General features: G+C 66.5%; 16 protein-coding genes. 5 read left to right on the top strand and 11 right to left on the bottom strand.

Going from position 1 to position 20181, the window contains the following annotated elements; translation table 11 throughout:
• Positions 1 to 148: 148 nt before the first annotated feature.
• The 5 genes from AWB81_RS27105 to AWB81_RS27085 all read right to left on the bottom strand — a co-directional run bounded on the left by AWB81_RS27105 (position 149) and on the right by AWB81_RS27085 (position 5198).
• Positions 149 to 1078 (bottom strand): bestrophin family protein, encoded by a 930-nt coding sequence (locus tag AWB81_RS27105; RefSeq protein ID WP_062639611.1) that lies wholly within the window; start codon positions 1076 to 1078, stop codon positions 149 to 151.
• Between the two features lie 70 nt (positions 1079 to 1148).
• A complete protein-coding gene (gene argH, locus AWB81_RS27100) occupies positions 1149 to 2555 on the bottom strand; it encodes an argininosuccinate lyase (protein ID WP_062639615.1) in 1407 nt (468 codons plus the stop codon).
• 135 nt (positions 2556 to 2690) lie between these two features.
• Entirely contained in the window at positions 2691 to 3446 is a 756-nt protein-coding gene (locus AWB81_RS27095) for an anti-sigma factor (RefSeq protein WP_062639610.1), read from the bottom strand.
• Positions 3446 to 4030, bottom strand: coding sequence for a sigma-70 family RNA polymerase sigma factor (locus tag AWB81_RS27090; protein ID WP_062639609.1), 585 nt, complete (start codon positions 4028 to 4030; stop codon positions 3446 to 3448). Before AWB81_RS27090 ends, AWB81_RS27095 begins: the two co-directional genes overlap by 1 nt.
• Positions 4031 to 4364: 334 nt before the next feature.
• On the bottom strand, positions 4365 to 5198 hold the full coding sequence (locus tag AWB81_RS27085; protein ID WP_062639608.1) for a helix-turn-helix transcriptional regulator: 834 nt from the start codon (positions 5196 to 5198) through the stop codon (positions 4365 to 4367).
• Between the two features lie 139 nt (positions 5199 to 5337).
• Between AWB81_RS27085 and AWB81_RS27080 the strand changes: the two genes are divergently transcribed.
• The gene (locus AWB81_RS27080) at positions 5338 to 6090 is read left to right on the top strand and encodes a class I SAM-dependent methyltransferase (RefSeq protein WP_062639607.1); all 753 of its coding nucleotides are present in this window, start codon (positions 5338 to 5340) and stop codon (positions 6088 to 6090) included.
• Positions 6091 to 6132: 42 nt separating this feature from the next.
• Here the strand turns inward: AWB81_RS27080 and ppc are convergent, their stop codons facing one another.
• A complete protein-coding gene (gene ppc / locus AWB81_RS27075) occupies positions 6133 to 9207 on the bottom strand; it encodes a phosphoenolpyruvate carboxylase (RefSeq protein WP_200822556.1) in 3075 nt (1024 codons plus the stop codon).
• Between the two features lie 232 nt (positions 9208 to 9439).
• On the opposite strand from ppc, the gene hemC reads away from it, so the two are divergent.
• Genes hemC through AWB81_RS27060 form a run of 3 tightly spaced genes read left to right on the top strand, consistent with a single transcriptional unit; the run spans position 9440 to position 13730 of the window.
• Positions 9440 to 10441 (top strand): hydroxymethylbilane synthase, encoded by a 1002-nt coding sequence (hemC, locus tag AWB81_RS27070; protein WP_062639606.1) that lies wholly within the window; start codon positions 9440 to 9442, stop codon positions 10439 to 10441.
• Positions 10441 to 12540, top strand: coding sequence for a fused uroporphyrinogen-III synthase HemD/membrane protein HemX (gene hemDX / locus AWB81_RS27065; RefSeq protein WP_062639605.1), 2100 nt, complete (start codon positions 10441 to 10443; stop codon positions 12538 to 12540). Before hemC ends, hemDX begins: the two co-directional genes overlap by 1 nt.
• Complete coding sequence (locus tag AWB81_RS27060; protein ID WP_200822553.1) at positions 12540 to 13730, top strand: heme biosynthesis protein HemY; 1191 nt, start codon at positions 12540 to 12542, stop codon at positions 13728 to 13730. The genes hemDX and AWB81_RS27060 overlap by 1 nt, the downstream gene beginning before the upstream one ends.
• Before the next feature lie 70 nt (positions 13731 to 13800).
• Here AWB81_RS27060 and AWB81_RS27055 read toward each other — a convergent pair whose 3' ends face one another.
• From AWB81_RS27055 to trxB, 5 genes are all read right to left on the bottom strand, one after another.
• Positions 13801 to 14124, bottom strand: a complete 324-nt coding sequence (locus AWB81_RS27055; RefSeq protein ID WP_062639603.1) for a rhodanese-like domain-containing protein — start codon at positions 14122 to 14124, stop codon at positions 13801 to 13803.
• 2 nt (positions 14125 to 14126) lie between these two features.
• Positions 14127 to 14780 carry a protein-L-isoaspartate O-methyltransferase family protein gene (locus AWB81_RS27050; RefSeq protein ID WP_062639602.1) on the bottom strand — a complete coding sequence of 218 codons (654 nt, stop codon included), beginning with the start codon at positions 14778 to 14780 and terminating at the stop codon, positions 14127 to 14129.
• 81 nt (positions 14781 to 14861) lie between these two features.
• Complete coding sequence (locus tag AWB81_RS27045) at positions 14862 to 15482, bottom strand: trimeric intracellular cation channel family protein (RefSeq protein WP_062639601.1); 621 nt, start codon at positions 15480 to 15482, stop codon at positions 14862 to 14864.
• Entirely contained in the window at positions 15472 to 16296 is an 825-nt protein-coding gene (locus AWB81_RS27040; RefSeq protein WP_062639600.1) for a Smr/MutS family protein, read from the bottom strand. Before AWB81_RS27040 ends, AWB81_RS27045 begins: the two co-directional genes overlap by 11 nt.
• A gap of 223 nt (positions 16297 to 16519) precedes the next feature.
• Positions 16520 to 17515, bottom strand: coding sequence for a thioredoxin-disulfide reductase (gene trxB / locus AWB81_RS27035; protein WP_062639599.1), 996 nt, complete (start codon positions 17513 to 17515; stop codon positions 16520 to 16522).
• A 325-nt stretch (positions 17516 to 17840) separates the two neighbouring features.
• On the opposite strand from trxB, the gene AWB81_RS27030 reads away from it, so the two are divergent.
• Positions 17841 to 20159 (top strand): DNA translocase FtsK, encoded by a 2319-nt coding sequence (locus tag AWB81_RS27030; protein WP_062639598.1) that lies wholly within the window; start codon positions 17841 to 17843, stop codon positions 20157 to 20159.
• Positions 20160 to 20181 lie beyond the last annotated feature (22 nt).

Here is a 20181-nt window from a genome sequence, read left to right as displayed (position 1 = left end):
CGACCGAGTCGTCAAATCCCGCCCTAAACGCTACACCGTTCGATACCTCAAAAAGAACATTAACTGAACGGCATTAGCCCGCGAGGGCCGTTTTTCGTTAGATTTCCGCGAACCGCTCAGATCAGCGCTTCCGCCCTATGGCAGCCAGTCAATCGAGAAGGTAGTCGCTCGCGCGCGAAGGCGGCCTCGGCGCGCGCTCGAACGCGGGATCGGCGGCCATGTCGTGCAGGGCAATCTCCAGCGCCTCGCACATCGAATTCAGCGCGAGGTCGTTCTCTTCCAGCCCGAACGGGTCCTCGATCTGCGCGGCGATGGCTTCCAGCGCCATGAACGCGTAGGCAAGCAGGAGCGCGAATAGCGGCGTGAGCAGGCCCGCGCCGTCGACGAGTCCGAACGGCAACAGCGCGCAAAACAAATAGACCGTCCGGTGGATCATCACCGAATAGGAGAAGGGCAGCGGCGTGGTCGCGAGGCGCTCGCATCCGCCGATCACTTCCGACAACGCATTGAGATTGTGCTCGAACGCAAGCAGCGCGTAGCCGTCGATGGCGCCTTCGCGCATGCGTGCCGCGACCCATTCGCCGTGCCAGAGCAGGATCGTCGCGGGGCGGAACTGCGCGGCCATCACGCGCGCGTGGAGTTCGGGCGACAGGCGCGGCGCGAGGTCGTCGCGGGCCTCGGTGCCGCGCAGTTGATGGCGCAGCGCGTGGGCGAAGCCGCCGAGCGAGGCGATGAACTCGCGCGTGTACGCGGCGTTGCGCGGGCTCGGCAGCGTCAGCGCCTGACGCGTCAGCGAGCGCGCGGTGATCGCGAGCGTGCCCCAGAGCCTGCGGCCTTCCCACCAGCGCTCGTAACTGGCGCTGTTGCGAAAGCCGAGAAACACCGCGAGCGCGATGCCGACCAGCGCGAACGGCGGCGTGCCGAGGCCGACGGGATAATTGCGCATGTGATCATGCAGGAAGATCGCGACGATCGACAGCGCGAGAATCAGCATGAGCCGCGGCAGCAACTGCGGCAGGACGGAACCGCGCCAGACGAAGAGCAGACGGAACCAGTGGAGCTTGGGGCGGATGATCATCGTTTCTGGACCGGCAGGAAAACGTAGCCCTTCCGGCTACGTTCCAGACGCCGTTCGCTCCCCTCGTTGCTCACCCGAGCGCCGCCCGCGCCGCCTTCGCCGCCGCGCGAACCTGCTCCGGCGCCGTGCCGCCCGGATGATTGCGGCTCGCGACCGACCCTTCCAGCGTCAGGTACTCGAACACATCATCGCCGAGCAGTTGTGCGACCTTCGGCAATTCCGCGCGCATTTCATCGAGCGACAAATCCGCCAGATCGCACTCGCGATCCACGCAAATCCGCACCGCGTGCGCGACCGCCTCGTGCGCATCGCGGAACGGCAGGCCGCGCTTCACCAGATAATCCGCGAGATCGGTTGCCGTCGAGAAGCCCTGCAGCGCCGCCGCGCGCATCGCGTCCGGCTTCACCGTGATGCCCGCCGCCATTTCCGCGAAGATGCGCAGCGTATCGGCAACCGTATCGACCGTGTCGAAGAGCGGTTCCTTGTCTTCCTGATTGTCCTTGTTGTAGGCGAGCGGCTGGCCCTTCATCAGCGTGAGGAGCGCCATCAGGTGGCCGTTCACGCGGCCGGTCTTGCCGCGCGCGAGTTCGGGCACGTCCGGATTCTTCTTCTGCGGCATGATCGACGAGCCCGTGCAAAAACGGTCCGCCAGGTCGATGAAGCCGACGCGCGGGCTCATCCACAGCACGAGTTCTTCCGAGAAGCGCGAAACGTGCGTCATCACGAGCGCAGCCGCCGCCGTGAATTCGATAGCGAAGTCGCGATCCGACACCGCGTCGAGCGAATTGGCGCAGATGCCGTCAAAGCCAAGAGTCTTCGCCACCGCGTGACGGTCGATCGGATAGCTCGTGCCCGCAAGCGCCGCCGCACCGAGCGGCAGGCGGTTCACGCGCGCGCGGCAGTCGCGCATGCGTTCGCTGTCGCGGCCGAACATTTCGACGTAGGCGAGCAGGTGATGCCCGAACGTGACCGGCTGCGCCACCTGCAAGTGCGTGAACCCGGGCATGATCGTGCCGGCGTGCTGGTCGGCGAGGTCGATCAGCGCGAGGCGCAGGCCCTTGAGCAAATCGCCGATGCGGTCGATTTCGCCGCGCAGCCACAGGCGGATGTCGGTGGCGACCTGGTCGTTGCGCGAGCGGCCGGTGTGCAGGCGCTTACCGGCGTCGCCGATCAGCGCCGTCAGGCGCGCCTCGATGTTCAGATGGACGTCCTCGAGATCGAGCTTCCATTCGAACTCGCCGCGCTCGATTTCGCCACGGATCTGCGCCATGCCCCGCTGGATCGCTTCCAGGTCGTCCGCGCCGATGATCTTCTGCGCGGCCAGCATCGAGGCATGCGCGAGCGACCCTTCGATGTCGACGAGCGCGAGCCGCTTGTCGAAGAACACCGACGACGTATAGCGTTTGACGAGTTCCGACATCGGCTCGGAGAAGCGAGCCGACCAGGCTTCGCCTTTTTTGTGCAGTTGGGACGTCATGGTGATGTGAATTCGGGGAATGAGCGACAGCAGGCGGCGCGAAGCCGGGGAATCTGCGATTTTAACATCGGCGCCTTCCCGGATCGCGGCGTGCGCCGGCGCCATGCGGCCCCGGCGCAGCAGCAACGAACAGCATCACGCGGCCGGAATCACCTTGCCGGTGTAGATGACCGGTCCCGTCGGCGCGTTCGGGTTCGGCGATCCGCCCGGCGGCTCGACCGAAACCGCAAGCGCAGGGAACGTATTCACCGACGCCGCCTTGAAGCGCGCCGTTCCTCCCGGCGGCAGCACGCCGAGCGACACCGGATGGCCTTCCTTCGGCAGGCCCCAGAGCTGCATGGACTTGCCTGCGGGATCGGTGACGCCGCTCATGCGGCGCACGGTCATCTCGGACGTACGGTCGTCCCAGGTGACGAGCATCTTGGTGCGCGATTCCTTGTCGGCGAGAGTCACGACGTAGCCGACATGCGGCTCCTCTGCGACCTGTGGCGCGGGCACGGGCGCCGGAACCGGCGTCAGTTGCCGCAGCGCGACGACGAGCGCGATCGCCGCCACGGCGGTCGCCGCGATCGACCAGCCGCGCCAGAACGACAGGTTCTCGAACCAGCGCGGCGCGGGGCGCTGCGGCGGCGCGGCAGGCGCCGGGCGGCGCGCGCCGCCGAGATTCAGCCGCCGCTCGATCGCGTCCCACACGGCGGCCGAAGGCGTCTCGCGCGGCGCGAGTTCGCCGAGCGCCTGAACCCGCGCGCGCCAGGTTTCGATGGCGACGCGAATCGCCGGATCGCGTTGCGAAATGGATTCGAAGCGCCGCCGCGATGGGCCGCGCATCACTCCGAGCGCATATTCGGCGGCGAGCCGGTCGACGAGGTCGGGATGCCTGTTCAGATCCATCACAGACCTCCCAGGCAAGCCTTGAGCTTGTCGAGACCGCGCCGGATCCACGATTTCACCGTGCCGAGCGGGACCTGCATCACATTGGCCACTTCGCTGTGGCTCTGGTCACGCAGATAGGCGAGCGCCACCGCCTGGCGCTGGCTCGCTTCGAGCTGCTCCATGCAGATCCTGAGCCGCCGCGCTTCCTGGCTCAGGAGCGTTTCTTCCGACGGATCGGCCTCGTTGCCGGGCAGGATGTCGTCCAACGCTTCGCTCCACTGCGTCTCCGCGGCCGCGCCGCTCGCCTTCTGACGACGCAGAAAGTCGAGCGCGCGGTTTCGCACGATTGCCGCCATCCAGGTCATCGGCGCGGAGAGTCCCGCGCGGTAGTCGCCCGCATAGCGCCAGATGTTGACGAACGCGTCCTGCAGGACCTCTTCGGCCCACTCGCGCTTCACCAATATACGAAGCGCGAGCCCAAACAGTTTCGACGAAGTGAGGTCATAGAGCGCGCGCAGTGCGGCGGCGTCTTCGGTAGCAACGCGCTCGAGCAGTTCGACGAGCGTGTCGGGCGTCGGATCGCGGGGAAGGGCTGTCGGCATTGTGACGCTCGTGTGTCCGTTCGTAAAAGCGGCCCGGCCATCTTACAGAACGAACCCTTGCGCCCAGAACCGATTTTTTTGCGCTGTGTGTGCATCCGATCGGTTTTCCGCTGCGTAAGGCTTTTGTTATAGCGGGGAAGAAGAGCGGGAGACCGTCGGGGAAACAAGAAACGAGAGCGTCCTGCGACTCGAGCGCGGGCATGGCTCATTGTGTGTCCCCGTTCTCACCGGCGCATCCGGGGAGAACGGTTCGCCCGGTCGTTTCACGGCCGGGCATTTTTTTGAGGCGTCGCGTTTCGTCATTCGACGCGGCGCGGGCCGTCGCTCTCGCCTTTCACGCGCTGCCGACCAGGATCACGAGCTTCAGATCCTCGCGATGAGCCGGCTTGAACGTGATCTGGTCGTAGACGAGCCGTCCGTGCACCGGATGATTGAACGCGCGTTCGCCGCCTTCCCGCTCGCCGACGTCCTGCGATGCCCAGAAGCGCGCGAACGCGTCGCTCGCGGCGGTGAGGCCGTCGATCAGCGCGCGTGTTGGCGCGTCGTTCAGATGCCGGATCGAATCCGCGCGAAATTCCGCGACGAGCCGTCGCGCGCGCGTCTCCCAGTCGACCACCAGCTCCAGCGCCTGCGGCGTGGTGAACATATAGGTCAGCAAGTTGCGGCTGCCCGCGGCGCTCGTGCCATCGAGCCACCCGACGAACAAGTCGGACGCCTGCGGATTCCAGCGCAGCGCATTCCACTGGCGGTCGAGCACATAAGCGGGCGCGCCGATCAGCGACACCGTCTGCAGCAGCGCGGCGGGCGCGTCCTGCGCGGCGGGGTCGGGCTCGGCGGGATCGCGCTCGCCGGCGAGTTCGAACAGATACGCGCGCTCGGCGCGCGAGAGCTGCAGTGCGACGGCGATGCGCGCGAGCGCATCGGCGGAGGCGGAGACCGGGCGTCCCTGCTCGATCCACGTGTACCAGGTGGGACTCACGCCGCAGAGTTGCGCGACTTCCTCGCGGCGCAGGCCCGGCGTGCGGCGGCGCGGCCCGGGCGGCAGGCCGACCGCGAGCGGCGAGAGCCGTTCGCGATGCGCGCGGATGAAATCGCCGAGCGCCCGCGCGGGCGTGACGTCGAGGGGCTGGGCGGCAGCGTCGTTTTTTTCTGTGGACGGCGTGGTCATGAAACTTCGGGTGTTCGCTGAATCGGGGCGGGTAGTTTAGATACCAGAATAATCGCTTGACTTGTACTGGTACAGGGCGGGCTCTATTGTAGCGGCACGGACTCCTCCAAGAAACCAGACACCCCACACGGAGCAATCGATGAAACACCATGACCAGGTCGCCGACGCCTTCGGCAGCACCGCCGCCGCCTATTTGACGAGCGCCGTCCACGCGACGGGCGCCGATCTCCAGGAACTGGCGCGCGAAGTTTCCGCGACACCGCAGGCCGCCGTCCTCGATCTCGGCTGCGGCGCGGGGCACGTGAGCTTCGCGGTGGCGCCGCACGTGAAATCGGTGGTTGCCTACGACATCGCCGAGCAGATGCTCGCGACCGTCGCGGGCGCCGCGGCCGAGCGCGGGCTCGGCAACATCCGCACGCAGCAGGGACCAGCCGAAAAGCTGCCGTTCGCGGATGCGTCGTTTTGCTGGGTGCTCTCGCGGATGAGCGCGCATCACTGGCACGACGTGCCGGCGGCTCTTCGCGAAGTGCGGCGCGTGCTCAAGCCTAACGGCCGCGTGGTGTTCGTCGATATCGCGGGCGCCGATCATCCGCTTCTCGACACGCACATCCAGGCGATCGAATTGCTGCGCGACGCGTCGCATATCCGCGACTATCGCGCCGACGAATGGATTGCGCTGTTCGAAGCCGCCGGGTTTGCGGCGAACGTTACGAGCCGCTGGCGTCTGCCGCTCGAATTCGATGCATGGGTGAAGCGGATGCGCACGCCGGAGGAACGCGTCGTGGCGATCAAATCGATGTGGAACAACGCCCCGGACGAGGTGCGGAAGTATTTCGCCGTGCAGGAAGACGGCTCGTTCGAACTCGACGCGATGATGATCGAGGCGAGTTGAAAAAAGCGGCGGCCGCGCGAACGACGCGGCCGCCGCCACCGGTCAGCCGGTATTGCGCAGGCCCGCCGCGATGCCGTTGATCGTCAGGTGAATGCCGCGTCGCAGGCGCACGTTCTGGTCACCCGAGCGGTGGCGTTTGAGCAGTTCCACCTGAAGGTGATTCAGCGGATCGAGATAAGGGAAGCGATTCTTGATCGAACGCGCGAGAAGCGGGTTGTCGGCGAGACGCTCGCCCTTGCCCGTGATCTCCGCGAGCGCGTCCGACGTGCGCCCCCATTCCGCGACGATCCGTTCGAACACGTGCTTGCGCAGCTTCTTGTCCGCGACGAGTTGCGCGTAGCGCGACGCCACCGCGAGGTCCGTCTTCGCGAGCACCATGTCCATGTTCGACAGCAGGTTGGCGAAGAACGGCCAGGTCTTGTTCATCTTCTTGAGCGTGGCGAGGCGCTTCGCGCGCTCGGCGTCGCTGCCCGCGCCGTCGAGATACTCTGCGACCGCGCTGCCGAAGCCGTACCAGCCGGTCAGAAGCAGCCGGCATTGCCCCCACGAGAAGCCCCATGGAATCGCACGCAGGTCTTCGATCTTGCGCTGCTTCGGGTCCTGGAGCTTGCGCGAAGCGGGCCGGCTGCCGATGTTCAGTTCCGCGATCTCCGCGATAGGCGTCGACGAGAAGAAATAGTCGGTGAAGCCGGGCGTCTCGTAGACGAGTGCGCGATACGACGCCATCGCGGCGTCCGACAGCGTCTGCACCGTCGTTTCGAATAGCGGCAGTTGCGCGGGCGAGTTCTCGTGCGGCAGGAGCGTCGCTTCGAGCGTCGCCGCGACGACCGTCTCCAGATTGCGCCGCCCGATCTCCGGATTGCCGAACTTGCTAGCGATCACCTCGCCCTGTTCGGTGAGGCGGATCTGCCCGTCGACGGTGCCGGGCGGCTGCGACAGGATCGCCTGATAGGTCGGGCCGCCGCCGCGTCCGACCGTGCCCCCGCGGCCGTGGAAGAGCCTGAGCGTCGTGCCGCGTTCCTTGAACAGCGCGACAAGCGCCAGTTCCGCGCGATACAGCTCCCAGTTCGACGTGAGAAAACCGCCGTCCTTGTTGCTGTCCGAGTAGCCGAGCATCACTTCCTGCTCGCCGCCCTGATTCTCGACGAGCGCATCGACGCCCGGCAGCGCGAACAATTCGCCCATGATGACGGGCGCATTGCGCAAGTCGGCGATCGTCTCGAAAAGCGGAATCACCATCAGGCCGCTGTGCGCGGGGTCGTCGTCGCTGCCGAGACGCCCTTGCAGCACGCCCGTTTCCTTTTGCAGCAGCATCACTTCGAGCAGGTCGCTCACGGTTTCCGTGTGCGAAATGATGTAGTTGCGCACGGCGCGATCGCCGAACTTTTCGCGCGTCACGCGCGCCGCTTCCAGCACGCCGAGCTCGCTCTTCGCCAGATCGGAATAGTGCGCATAAGGCAGACGCAGCGGCCGCGGCTGCGCCAGTTCCTTCAGCAGGAGGCTTCGCTTGTCTTCTTCGGAAAGCGCGGCGTAATCCGCCTCGACGCCCGCGCGCGCGAACAGTTCCGCGATCACCGCCTCGTGGATGTCGGAGCTCTGCCGCAAGTCGATGCTGGCGAGATGAAAGCCGAACACTTCGGCGGCGCGCGCGAGCGGCGCTAGACACTGCGTCGCGAGCGACGCGCCGTGATGCTCCGCGAGCGAATCGATCAGCACGTGCAGGTCGCGCGCGAACTCGGCGGCATCCGCGTACGGAGTCGCGCGGACCGGCGCGGCGCCACGGCCCGCGCTGCGCACCGCGACGACGCCTTCGCCGAGCCGCACGCGCGCGCTCGCCGCGAGCCGCGTATAGATGCCGATCAGCGCGCGCCGGTACGGCTCGTCGGTGCGATGCGGCGACTGGTCGGGCGACGCGTCGGCGAGCTCCTTCAGTGCATCGCTCGAACCGGCGAGCAGGTTCGATACCGACAGTTCCGCGCCGAGCTTGTGCACCTGTTCCAGATAGTGTTCGAAGATGACCGTCGCCTGCCGCGTGATGGCGGTTTCCAGCGTCGGCCCGGTGACGTTCGGATTGCCGTCGCGGTCGCCGCCGATCCAGCTTCCCATCTGGAAGAACGGCGGCAGGCGCGCGGGCAGGCCGTGCTCGGCGAGTGCGGCTTCGATGTCGGCGTAGAGCGCGGGGATTTCCGCGAGGAAGGTCGCGCGGTAGTAGGAAAGCGCGTTCTCGATTTCATCGCCGACCGTCAGGCGCGAGTCGCGCAGCATGCGCGTCTGCCAGAGCGACGTCACGCGCGCGCGCAGGAGCGACTCGTTATGTGCGCGCTCGCGGGCGGTCAGTTCCTGGTCGCGCTCGGCGAGCAGGCGCGCGATGTCGTGCTGTGCATCGAGAATGCTCTTGCGCTGCACTTCGGTCGGGTGCGCGGTCAGGACGGGGACGATCAGCGCGCCGTCGAAGAATTTCTGCAACAGCGCCTTCGTTTCCGCGTCCTTCGACTTTGCCTGCATCTGCTCGATCGCATAGGCGATCGTGCCCGGCTGCGGCGCGGAGCCCGCGAGCGCGTGGATGCGGCGGCGGCGGTTGTGATGCCGGTCCTCGGCGATGTTCGCGAGATGCGAGAAATAGCTGAACGCGCGCACGACGCTCACGGTCTGCTCGGGCGTCAACTGGCGCAGTCGTTTTTCGAGCGTCTGCGACGCCTCGCGGTCGTCCTCGCGGCGGAATTTCACGGCCGTCTGACGAATCGCCTCGACGACGTCGTACACCGCGTCGCCTTCCTGCTCGCGCAGCACTTCGCCGAGCAGGCGACCGAGAAAGCGGATGTCTTCGAAGAGCGGGCGGTCCTTGTCGTCGCGGGCGCGGCTCGACGCGCGCTTCGCGGCGGGTTCCGCTTTTTCGACCGATGCGCCGTTGAGCTTGCGAGGCGCGGCGCTGGCAGCCGGCTTGCCCTTGACGGCGACGGCAGCTTTCGACGACTTGCTGGCGGTCGCGGCGCGCGTGACGACGGTGGATGACGACGACGGCGCCTCGGAGGGCGAGTCGGGATAAGCATTGCGGCGCGCGCGGCGCGCCGATCCGGAAGACGTCACGATGGGTTCCTCTTGGAAGCCAAGGCCCATGTACAGAGGGAGGCGAAGCCGCGGTGCAACGGCGCTTCTCGCTTCGTCGATCGTGCGTGAAAAGGAATTGGCGGGGCCCTGCTTGCCGGGACTCTGCGGTCCCTCGTCTCCTCCCACGACGCCCGCCGCAAGTGCCTGGCACAAGGCTCGAGCGGGTTGTCCGTCTGTAAATGGACCCTGGCGTGCGTGCTACCATTGTTTGTTATCCATCCCGTCATTTCATCGAGCATCAATGAATTCCGAGACGCATTCCACGACACCACCCAAAAGCCTTGTGATCGCTTCGAGGGAAAGCCGGCTCGCGATGTGGCAAGCGGAGCACGTGCGGTGTGCGCTGCACAAATTATATCCATCTTGCGACGTAAAAATTTTAGGAATGACGACGCGAGGCGACCAGATTCTCGATCGCACGCTGTCGAAGGTCGGCGGCAAGGGCTTGTTCGTCAAGGAACTGGAAGCTGCGCTCGCGGACGGCCGCGCCGATCTCGCCGTGCATTCGCTCAAAGACGTGCCGATGGAATTGCCCGAAGGCTTTGCGCTCTCGACCATCCTCGAACGCGAGGATCCGCGCGACGCGTTCGTCTCGTCGCAATACGGCTCGCTCGGCGAACTGCCGGAAGGCAGCATCGTCGGGACGTCCAGCCTGCGCCGTGAAGCGATGCTGCGCATGCGCTTTCCCCATCTCGACGTGCGTCCGCTGCGCGGCAATCTCGACACGCGGCTCGCCAAGCTCGATCGCGGCGACTACGCGGCGATCATTCTGGCGTCGGCCGGTCTGAAGCGCCTCGGGCTGGAATCACGCATCCGCGCGCTGCTGGACGTCGACGAGAGTCTGCCCGCGGCCGGTCAGGGCGCTCTCGGCATCGAGATTCGCGCGGATCGCGCCGATCTCGCCGCGTGGCTCGCGCCGCTGCATCATCCGGAGACTGCGGCCGCGGTGGAAGCGGAGCGCATGGTGTCGCGCTCGCTCGGCGGAAGCTGCGAAGTGCCGCTCGCTGCGTACGCAACGTGGCGCGACGGCGCGCTGCATCTGCGTGGCTGCGTCGCGACGCCCGACGGCACGCGCGTGCTGACAGCCGAAGACACGGCGAGCGCGCCGGACATCGCGGCCGCGCTGGAACTCGGCCGCCGCGTGTCCGCCGATCTCGAAGCGCAAGGCGCGATGGACATCGTGCGCGCGCTTTCCACGGCAAGCGGCGCGCGCGTGCCGCCCGCCGCGACGCCCGCCGCCTGATGACGAGCGCGCGTCGCGTCACCATCGTCGTCACCCGGCCGATCGGCCAGTCCGCCGCGCTTTTGGCGCTCCTGGCCGACGCGGGCTTCGACAGCCTCGAATTCCCCCTGATCGACATCGCCCCCGTCGCGGACGATGCCCCGCTGCGCGCGGCCCTCGACGAACTCTACGGGCCGGTGAAATACGCGCTGGTCGTGTTCGTGTCGCCGAATGCGGTCGACTACGCGTTCGGCAAGCTCGGCGCGCCCTGGCCGGCGGACGTGCCGGTGGCCGTCGTCGGGCCGGGCAGCGTCGCGGCGCTCGCGCGCCAGGGCGTCGCGGCGCCGGCGCATCGCGTGATCAGCCCGTCGGCGGAATCGGCCGATCCGCGTTTCGACTCCGAAGCGCTCTATGCCGCCATCGAGGCACAGTTCGGCGCAACCGGCCTCGAAGGCAAGCGCGTCTTGATCGTGCGCGGCGACGGCGGCCGCGAATGGCTTGCAGAGCGGCTCGCAGAAGCGGGCGCTACGGTCGAGAAAGTTGCGGCATACCGGCGCATCGTGCCCGAGCCGTCGATGCAGAAATGGGAGCGCGTCCACGCACTGCTCGCCGGCGAGCCGCACGCGTGGCTGCTGACGAGTTCCGAAGGCGTGCGCAATCTCGACGAGCTCGCGCGCGAGCACCTGAGCCCCGACGAAACCGCGCAACTGAAGCGCGCGCCGCTCGTGAGCCCGCATCCGCGCATCGCCGAAGCCGCGCGGCAGGCGGGTTTTGATAGGATTACGGTGTCCGGCGCCGGCGATGAGCGCATCGCCGAGTCGCTCAGGACGGCTTTCGCCGCGGAGTTGCAACGCGACGCCGGTGCGCGGTCCGCCGCCGAAACGTCGAAAGGCGCGACACAGAGCGCGACAAAAGTGGAGACGAAGACCTCCAATGCGGAATCCACGCCGACGGATTCCAAACCGGCCGCAGCGCCGGCCCACCAACCGGCTCAATCACGCATGACTGATTCGAACGATTCCAAGAAAGCTTCACCTCAGCCGACCGTGACGCAGCCCTTGCCGCCGAACACGCCGTTCACGCCCTACGAGGCGCAGCCAAAGAAGAGCAGCGCGGGCACTGCGCTCTTGTGGCTCGTCATCGTGATTCTCGCGGTGGCGGCGGGCGGCGGCGGCTTCCTGCTGAACCGCAAGTTCGACCGCACCGACCAGCAGATCGCCCAGCGCCTGCAGGCCAACGATGCAACGACCGCCGACCTGCGCGCGAAGGCCGATCAGGCCGCCAGTTCCGCCGGCGCGCTCAGCACGCAGATCATCCAGTTGCAGGGCAAGCTCAACGACGCCGAAGCGCACAGTCAGGCATTGCAGCAGCAATACCAGGATCTCGCGAGCAACCGCGACGACTGGACCATCGCCGAAGTCGAGCAGATCCTGTCGAGCGCAAGCCAGCAGTTGCAACTGACGGGCAACGTCCAGCTCGCGCTCTTCGCGTTGCAAAGCGCCGACACGCGCCTCGCCGCCGCGACCGGGCCGCAGATCGTCGCGATCCGCAAGGCGATCGCGCAGGACATCGACAAGCTCAACGCCACGCCCAGCACCGATCTCACCGGCCTCGCAATCAAGCTCGACACCGCGATCAGCCAGGTCGACAACCTGCCGCTCGCGGGCGAAGCGCCGATCGAGCGCGCGACCGCCAGGGCCGCCGCGCCCGGCAACAGCGCGTCGATTGCGGCCGCGACCGGCCAGCCGCGCTGGAAGGTGCTCTGGCAGCAGTTCGTGAGCGGCATCGGGCAGCAGTTGTCGAGCCTCGTGTCGGTGCGCCGCATCGACAACGCCGACGCGATGCTGACCTCGCCCGACCAGGGGTATTTCGTGCGCGAGAACGTGAAACTGCGCCTCTTGTCGGCACGCCTGTCGCTGCTTTCGCGCAGCGAATCGACGCTCAAGTCCGACCTGCACGCCGCCGACGCCGCGCTCGCCCGCTATTTCGATCCGTCGTCGAAGAAGGTCACGTCCGTGCGCGATCTCGTGAAACAGGTCGATCAGGCGTCGCTCGCGGTCGCCGTGCCGAACCTGAACGAAAGCCTGGCCGCGGTCCACCAGTTCAAGCGAGGCGGATGATGACGATTCGTGGACTCATCTGGCTGGCGCTGCTGTTCGCGGTCGCGGTCGTCGTCGCGACGGTCGGCGGATTCAATGGCGGGCAGGTGCTCATCGTGTTGCCGCCGTATCGCGTCGATATTTCGCTGAATCTCTTCGCGGTCGCGCTCGTCGTGCTGTTCATCGTGCTCTACGGGCTGATCCGCGCGGCCCGCACCGTCTGGAAGATGCCGCGGCGCGTCGCTGCCTATCGCGCGCGCAGCAAGCTCGCGAAGGCGAACGCCTCGCTGCGCGATGCGATCGGCCATCTGTACGCGGGCCGCTTCTCGAAGGCTGAGAAGGCGGCGCGCGACGCGCTCAGCGTCGACGACAACAAGGGCGCCGCCGGTCTCGTCGGTGCGAACGCGGCGCACCGGATGCACGAATACGCGCGCCGCGACGAGTGGCTCGGCCAGATCACGGGCGCAGAGTGGCAGGACGCGCGCCTGATGGCGACCGCCGACATGCGCGCCGACGGCCGCGACGCGGACGGCGCGCTCGTCGCGCTGACCGAAATGCAGGCGCAGGGCGGGCGGCGTCTGCATGCGCAGCAGATCGCGCTGCGCGCGCAGCAGCAGTTGAAGAACTGGGGCGAGGTATTGAAGCTCGTCAAGATGCTTGAGAAGCGCGAGGCGCTGCATCCGGCGGTGGCGGTGCGTCTGCGGCAGGTCGCGGCGGAAAACCTGCTGCGCGACCGGCGGCACAATCCGGATGCGCTGCTGGAGTTGTGGCAGTCGCTTTCGCCGGCGGAACGCCAGTCGCCGCGTCTCGCCGATCTTGCCGCCGAGTTGCTGATTGCGCTGGACAAGCGCAATGAGGCGCGCAAGATCGTGGAAGAGGCGCTCGCGCACAACTGGGACGCGCGGCTGTTGCGCCGTTATCCCGACTGCGTGTCGGGCGATGCGCTGCCGCTCATTCAGCGCGCGGAAGCGTGGCAGAAGGAGCGCACCGAAGACGCCGATCTGCTGTTCACGCTCGGCCGGCTGTGCCTGCATCAGCAGTTGTGGGGCAAGGCGCAGGCGTTCCTGGAATCGGCGCTCAAGCTCGCCGACAACGAGCCGCTCAAGATTCGCACGCATCGCGCGCTGGCTCGCCTGCATGAGCAACTCGGCGATACCGAGAAGGCGAGCATGCACTATCGCGAGAGTGCGCTGGCGATGAACGTGGTGTGATCGTCAGGACGAAAAAAAGCCGCATGCGTTTCAGGCGCATGCGGCTTTTTGCTTTTGAAGCCCGGAAAACCTAGTACGTCGGCACGCTCGGATCGACCTGACGCGACCACGCATCGATGCCGCCGTACAGGTTGAACACCTGCGTGAACCCGCGCGATTCGAGGAACATCCCGACCTGCGCACTGCGCGCGCCGTGATGGCAGATGCAGACGATCTGCGCTTCGTCGTCGAGTTCTTCGCTGCGCGCCGGGATGTCGCGCATCGGAATGGCGACGATATTCGCCAGCTTCGCCGTTTCCAGTTCCCACGGCTCGCGCACGTCGAGCAGGACGGGGGCCGGGCGCGAAGAGTCGGCGAGCCAGGCGGCGAGATCGGTGACGGAGAGATTCTGCATGATCAGAACTTGAAGCGCGGCGGCTGCACGGCGTTTTTCAGCGGCACCACGAGTGTTTCGAAGATGTCGGAGACGCGGAACTGCTTTTCGTCGACGCGTGTGATGATCTGCGCCTTCATGACCGGCGCGTCGCCGACGAAGGCCGCGATCCGTCCGCCGATCTTCAGTTGCTCCAGCAATTCCTGCGGCATGACGGGCAGGCCGCCCGACACGCAGATCACGTCGTAGGGCGCGCCGCCTTCCCAGCCGATCGCGCCGTCGCCGGTGACGACATGCGCGTTCGACACCGCGTTGGCGGCCAGATTCTGTTCCGCGAACGCCGCGAGTTCCGGCGAGATTTCGACGGTGGTGACGCTACGGCCGCGCGCGGCGAGCAGGGCGGCCATGTAGCCCGAGCCCGCGCCGATCTCGAGCACCGTTTCGTGCTTCGTGACGGCGAGTTCCTGCAGCACGCGCGCCTCAACCTTCGGCGACAGCATGCGCTCGCCGCCCGGCAGCGGAATTTCGAGGTCCGCGAACGCGATATTGCGATACGCGGCGGGCACGAAGTTCTCCCGCTTGACGATCGACAGCAGGTTCAGGACGTCCTGGTCCAGCACTTCCCAGGGACGAATCTGTTGCTCGATCATGTTGAAACGCGCTTGCTCGATATTCATGTTCAGTCTGCGGGAATCGGTAGGGGAACCGGCCAATTGTAGCAAATCGCGGCCCCGAAAGCCTTCGCGGGCGGCACGGCGCTAGTGCGGCAGCCGGATATCGAGCTTGAACGTGACGAGCCGCGCGACGAGGATGAACGCCGTCGACAGCAGCACGGCGTAGATCGTGTCGACCTCGATGCGCTCAAGCGCGAGATACAGCCAGCAACCCGCGAACGCGCACACGGCGTAGGGCCGCGAGTCGCGCAGGATCAGCGGAATCTCGTTGCACAGCACGTCGCGCATCACGCCGCCGAACACGCCCGTCACCACGCCCATCATGACGGCGGTGAACGCGGGCATCTGCGCGTCGAGCGCGACCGACGTGCCCGAAATGCTGAAGAGACCGAGGCCGATCGCATCGGCGACGAGCAGCATGCGTTCGTCGAAGAGGCGCGTCGTCATGCGGAGCAGCATCGGTGCGAAGATCGCCATCGCGAAGATGACGAGCACGTAGTCCTGATGCTCGACCCAGTAGAACGGACGGCGCGACAGCAACACGTCGCGCACCGTGCCGCCGCCGAAAGCAGTCGCGAGCGCGACGAGAAACGCGCCGACTGCGTCGAGCCGGCGCTTTCTCGCTTCGATCAACCCTGAAATCGCATAGGAGAGGAGCGCGAGCGCCTCCATCAGGGAGATGGCGAGCGTGAGCCTAGGATGCACTGTGCGGGTCCTTTCGGCTGACTGTCTCGTGCGGGTCCTGCGGATGGCCGTGATGACGCGGCGCGCCGCCCGGCTGGAGAAGAACGAGCACGGCGCCCGCGCCGCCGTCGTGCGGCCGCGCCTGACAGAATGCGATCACTTCCTGCTTCTGCACGAGCCACGCGCGGACCTTGCCCTTCAAAACCGGTTCCTTGCCGATGGAGCCGAGCCCCTTGCCGTGAATCACGCGCAGACAGCGCAGACCGCGCTTCACCGATTCGCGGATGAACGCCGCCAGCGCCTCGCGCGCTTCCTCGCGGCGCATGCCGTGCAAATCGAGTTGCGCCTGCACGATCCACGCGCCGCGCCGCAGCTTGCGCACGACTTCCTGACTCACGCCGGTGCGGCAGTACGAAAGCGTCTCGTCGATGTCGAGCAGGCTTTCGGGGTCGTATTCGTCGGAGAGCGCCTCCTGCAGCACCGCTTCTTCGTCGCGGCGCGTCTGCAACGGCACGGGCGGCGGCGGAATGCGGGTCACCGTCGTGCGCGGCGGTGTCTTCAGAGGCTCGACTTCGCCGATCGAACGCCGGAACACGTCGGCGTCGGCGATGGCTTCGCGTTGCGCGCGCGCCGCGGCCGCGCGCTCGAGTTCGCGCTTCGCGGCGTCGGCTTTCAGCGCGCTTTTCAGGCTCGCGAGGCCCCCGAGGCCGTCGCGCTTGAGCGATTCGGCCGCGCCCGCGAGCGTCGCGGCCGGCTCGTCGGCGCTCGCAGCCGGGCGCGCTGCGGGCGTGCGCCTCGGCTTAGGTTCGTTCGGATGGGGCAGATTCTTGGGCATCGCACTGGAAGGCGTTGATGAAGCGGTGCTTGCAGGATGCGGCGGATTCGTCCGGCGTCGCGCGGGGTGTCCCGCGCGAAAGCCAAGAAAAAAGGGCCGGCGGAGACGATCCGCGGCCCTTTCGTGCGCTTCAGGCGCAGGCGCCGGTTTTCGAACCGTCACCGTCGCCTTGTATCGGGGCGCGGTGACATTATTTTACCGGCCGCCCCGCGACGTGCGCGTTTCAGCGGTCTTTCTCGTGGCTCATCGAATGCGGCGTCGGCGTTTCGTCGATGCTTTCGAGGTAGCGCTGTGCATCGAGTGCGGCCATGCAGCCGGTGCCTGCGCTCGTGATGGCCTGGCGATAGATATGGTCCTGCACGTCGCCCGCGGCGAACACGCCGGGAATGCTCGTCGACGTGGCGTCGCCGCTCGCGCCGCCCTTCGTGATGATGTAGCCGTTCTTCATCTCGAGCTGGTTCGCGAAGAGATCGGTGTTCGGCTTGTGCCCGATCGCGACGAAGATGCCTTGCAGCGGGATGTCGGTGGTTTCGCCCGTCTGCGTGTGCTTGACGCGCAGCGAGGTGACGCCGGACGCGTCGCCCTGCACTTCGTCGAGCACGTGATTCCACTTGATTTCGACGGTGCCTTCCTTTTCCTTCGCGAGCAGGCGGTCGATCAGGATCGGCTCGGCGCGGAACTTGTCGCGGCGGTGCACGACCGTGACTTTCTTCGCGATGCCCGCAAGATAGAGCGCTTCCTCGACGGCCGTATTGCCGCCGCCGATCACGGCCACTTCGCCGTTCTTGTAGAAGAAGCCGTCGCAGGTCGCGCAGGCGGACACGCCCTTGCCCATGAAGAGTTCTTCCGACGGCACGCCGAGATACTGCGCCGACGCGCCCGTCGCGATGATCAGCGAATCGCAGGTGTACTCGCCCGAATCACCGATCAGCCGCAGCGGACGCTCGTTGAGCTTCGCCGTATGGATGTGGTCGAACACGATTTCCGTGTTGAAGCGCTCGGCGTGTTCCTGCAGGCGCTGCATGAGCTCGGGGCCCTGGACGCCCATCGGATCGCCGGGCCAGTTTTCGACATCGGTGGTGGTCATCAGCTGGCCGCCCTGCGCGAGACCGGTGACGAGCAGCGGCGACAGATTGGCCCGCGCCGCGTAGACGGCGGCGGAATAGCCAGCGGGACCGGAACCGAGAATCAGCACTTTGGCGTGTTTGGGCGAGGACATGAGAGCAATTCCGTTGTTGATGGTTGGATCGAAGGGATGCAACTTCGGTGCCGAGCGGCGGGAATGTCGCGCGTTGGCGCCGGCGCAAAACCGGTCGATGAACCCTAGTTGGGCGCAAAGACGCCATTATAAAGGTCCGCAAGAAGGCTCACCGAGTGAACCTTTCAATGGCGCCGATAGCGCGCGCGGGGCTTTCAGGCGTGTTACAGGATGAAACGTGGGGGCCTTTTTGACCGCTCGCCGCAATGCAGCGTTTACAATGGGCGACCGACACATTCGGCCCGCGCCTGTTGACGCGAGGCCGTGAAAAAAGCCTCACGGATCAATGGCAAAAGCTACCTATTCTGCGAGCGCGCAGGCATTGCCGCACCGCATGTCGCGCCTCTTCACCGAAATTCGCTGGATTCTCCAGGTCGCGCTCGGGCTGTTCCTGCTGATGGCGCTCGTGAGCTACAGCCGGCGCGATCCGAGCTGGACGCATGCCGCGACCGTCGATCACATCGGCAACTGGGCGGGCCGCGTCGGCGCGTGGACGTCCGACATCCTGCTGCTGCTCTTCGGCCTCTCGTCCTACTGGCTGATCGTGCTGCTCGCGCGGCGCATCATCGCGAACTACCGGCGCATCACGCAGCCCGAGGCGCACGCCGAAAACGACGGGAAAAAAGACCGCACCTGGCTCGCCGAAGCCTTCGCGTTCGTGCTCGTGCTGCTCGCGAGCGACGGCATCGAAGCGCTGCGGATGTGGTCGCTGAAAGTGCAGCTGCCGCGCGCGCCGGGCGGCGTGGTCGGCGAGGCGATCGCGGAAAACATGATGCACGCGTTCGGTTTCACCGGCGCGACGCTCTTCCTGCTGATCGCGCTGGCGATCGGTTTGTCGCTGTATTTCTGCTTCTCGTGGCTTTCGGTCTGCGAGAAGGTCGGCGACGGCATCATGTCAGCGATCACCGGCGCGCGCGTGCGCCGCGAGGAGGGCCGCGACCGCAAGCTCGGCGAGGAAGCGGCGTCGACGCGCGAAGGCAAGGTCGTGAAAAGCCGCGTGAAGATCGAGGATCACGAGCCGGTGATGATCGTGCCGCCGGTCGCGACGCCCGCGAAGTCGGAGCGCGTCGAGCGCGAAAAGCAGGTGCCGCTTTTCAAGGACCTGCCGGGCGATTCCACGTTGCCGCCCATCGCGCTGCTCGATGCCGCGCCCGAAGTGAAGGAAACCATTTCCTCGGATACGCTCGAATTCACCTCGCGCCTGATCGAAAAGAAGCTGAAGGACTTCGGCGTCGAGGTGAGCGTGGTCGCGGCGTATCCGGGGCCGGTCGTCACGCGCTATGAGATCGAGCCCGCGACGGGCGTGAAGGGCAGCCAGATCGTCGGCCTCGCGAAGGACCTGGCGCGCTCGCTGTCGCTGGTGTCGATTCGCGTCGTCGAGACGATTCCGGGCAAGAACTACATGGCGCTCGAATTGCCAAACCAGCGCCGTCAGACGGTCCGGCTCTCGGAAATCCTCGGTTCCGAGGTCTACGCCGATGCTGCGTCGCCGCTCACGATGGGCCTCGGCAAGGACATCGGCGGCAAGCCGGTCTGCGCCGATCTCGCGAAGATGCCGCACTTGCTCGTCGCCGGCACGACGGGTTCGGGCAAGTCGGTCGGCATCAACGCGATGATCCTCTCGCTGCTGTACAAGGCGAGCGCCGACCAGGTCCGCATGATCCTGATCGATCCGAAGATGCTCGAAATGAGCGTCTACGAAGGCATTCCTCACTTGCTGTGCCCGGTCGTCACCGACATGCGTCAGGCCGGCCACGCGCTCAACTGGGCGGTCGCCGAAATGGAGCGCCGCTACAAGCTGATGAGCAAGATGGGCGTGCGCAATCTGGCGGGCTTCAACAACAAGATCGACGATGCCGCGAAGCGCGACGAAAAGATCCCGAACCCGTTCAGCCTCACGCCCGACGAGCCGGAACCGCTCACGCGCCTGCCGAACATCGTCGTCGTGATCGACGAGCTCGCCGACCTGATGATGGTCGTCGGCAAGAAGGTGGAAGAACTGATCGCGCGGATCGCGCAGAAGGCGCGCGCGGCTGGCATCCACCTGATTCTCGCGACGCAGCGACCGTCCGTCGACGTCATCACAGGCCTCATCAAGGCGAATGTGCCGACGCGCATGGCGTTCCAGGTGTCGTCGAAGATCGATTCGCGCACGATTCTCGACCAGCAGGGCGCCGAGTCGCTGCTCGGCATGGGCGACATGCTCTATCTGCCGCCGGGTTCCGGGCTGCCCGTGCGCGTGCACGGCGCTTTCGTGTCGGACGAGGAAGTGCATCGCGTGGTCGACAAGCTCAAGGAGCAGGGTGAGCCGAATTACATCGAAGGCATCCTGGAAGGCGGCCTCGCGGGCGAGGGCGACGAAGGCGCGGCAGGCGCCGCGGGAACCGGCGGCGCCGAAGGCGAGTCCGACCCTCTATACGATCAGGCCGTCGAGGTCGTGATCAAGAACCGGCGCGCTTCCATTTCGCTCGTTCAGCGGCATCTGCGGATCGGCTACAACCGCGCGGCACGGCTGCTCGAACAGATGGAAAACTCGGGGCTGGTTTCGGCGATGTCGTCGAATGGCAACCGTGAAATCCTCACGCCGGCACGCGACGCCGAATGAGCGCGTCACCCTTGGAGAACGA

Source organism: Caballeronia arationis (genome assembly GCF_001544975.2).
Classification (GTDB): Bacteria; Pseudomonadota; Gammaproteobacteria; order Burkholderiales; family Burkholderiaceae; genus Caballeronia; species Caballeronia arationis.
The sequence above is the reverse complement of the archived record's forward strand: the minus strand, read 5'-3'. Positions and strand labels throughout refer to the sequence as shown.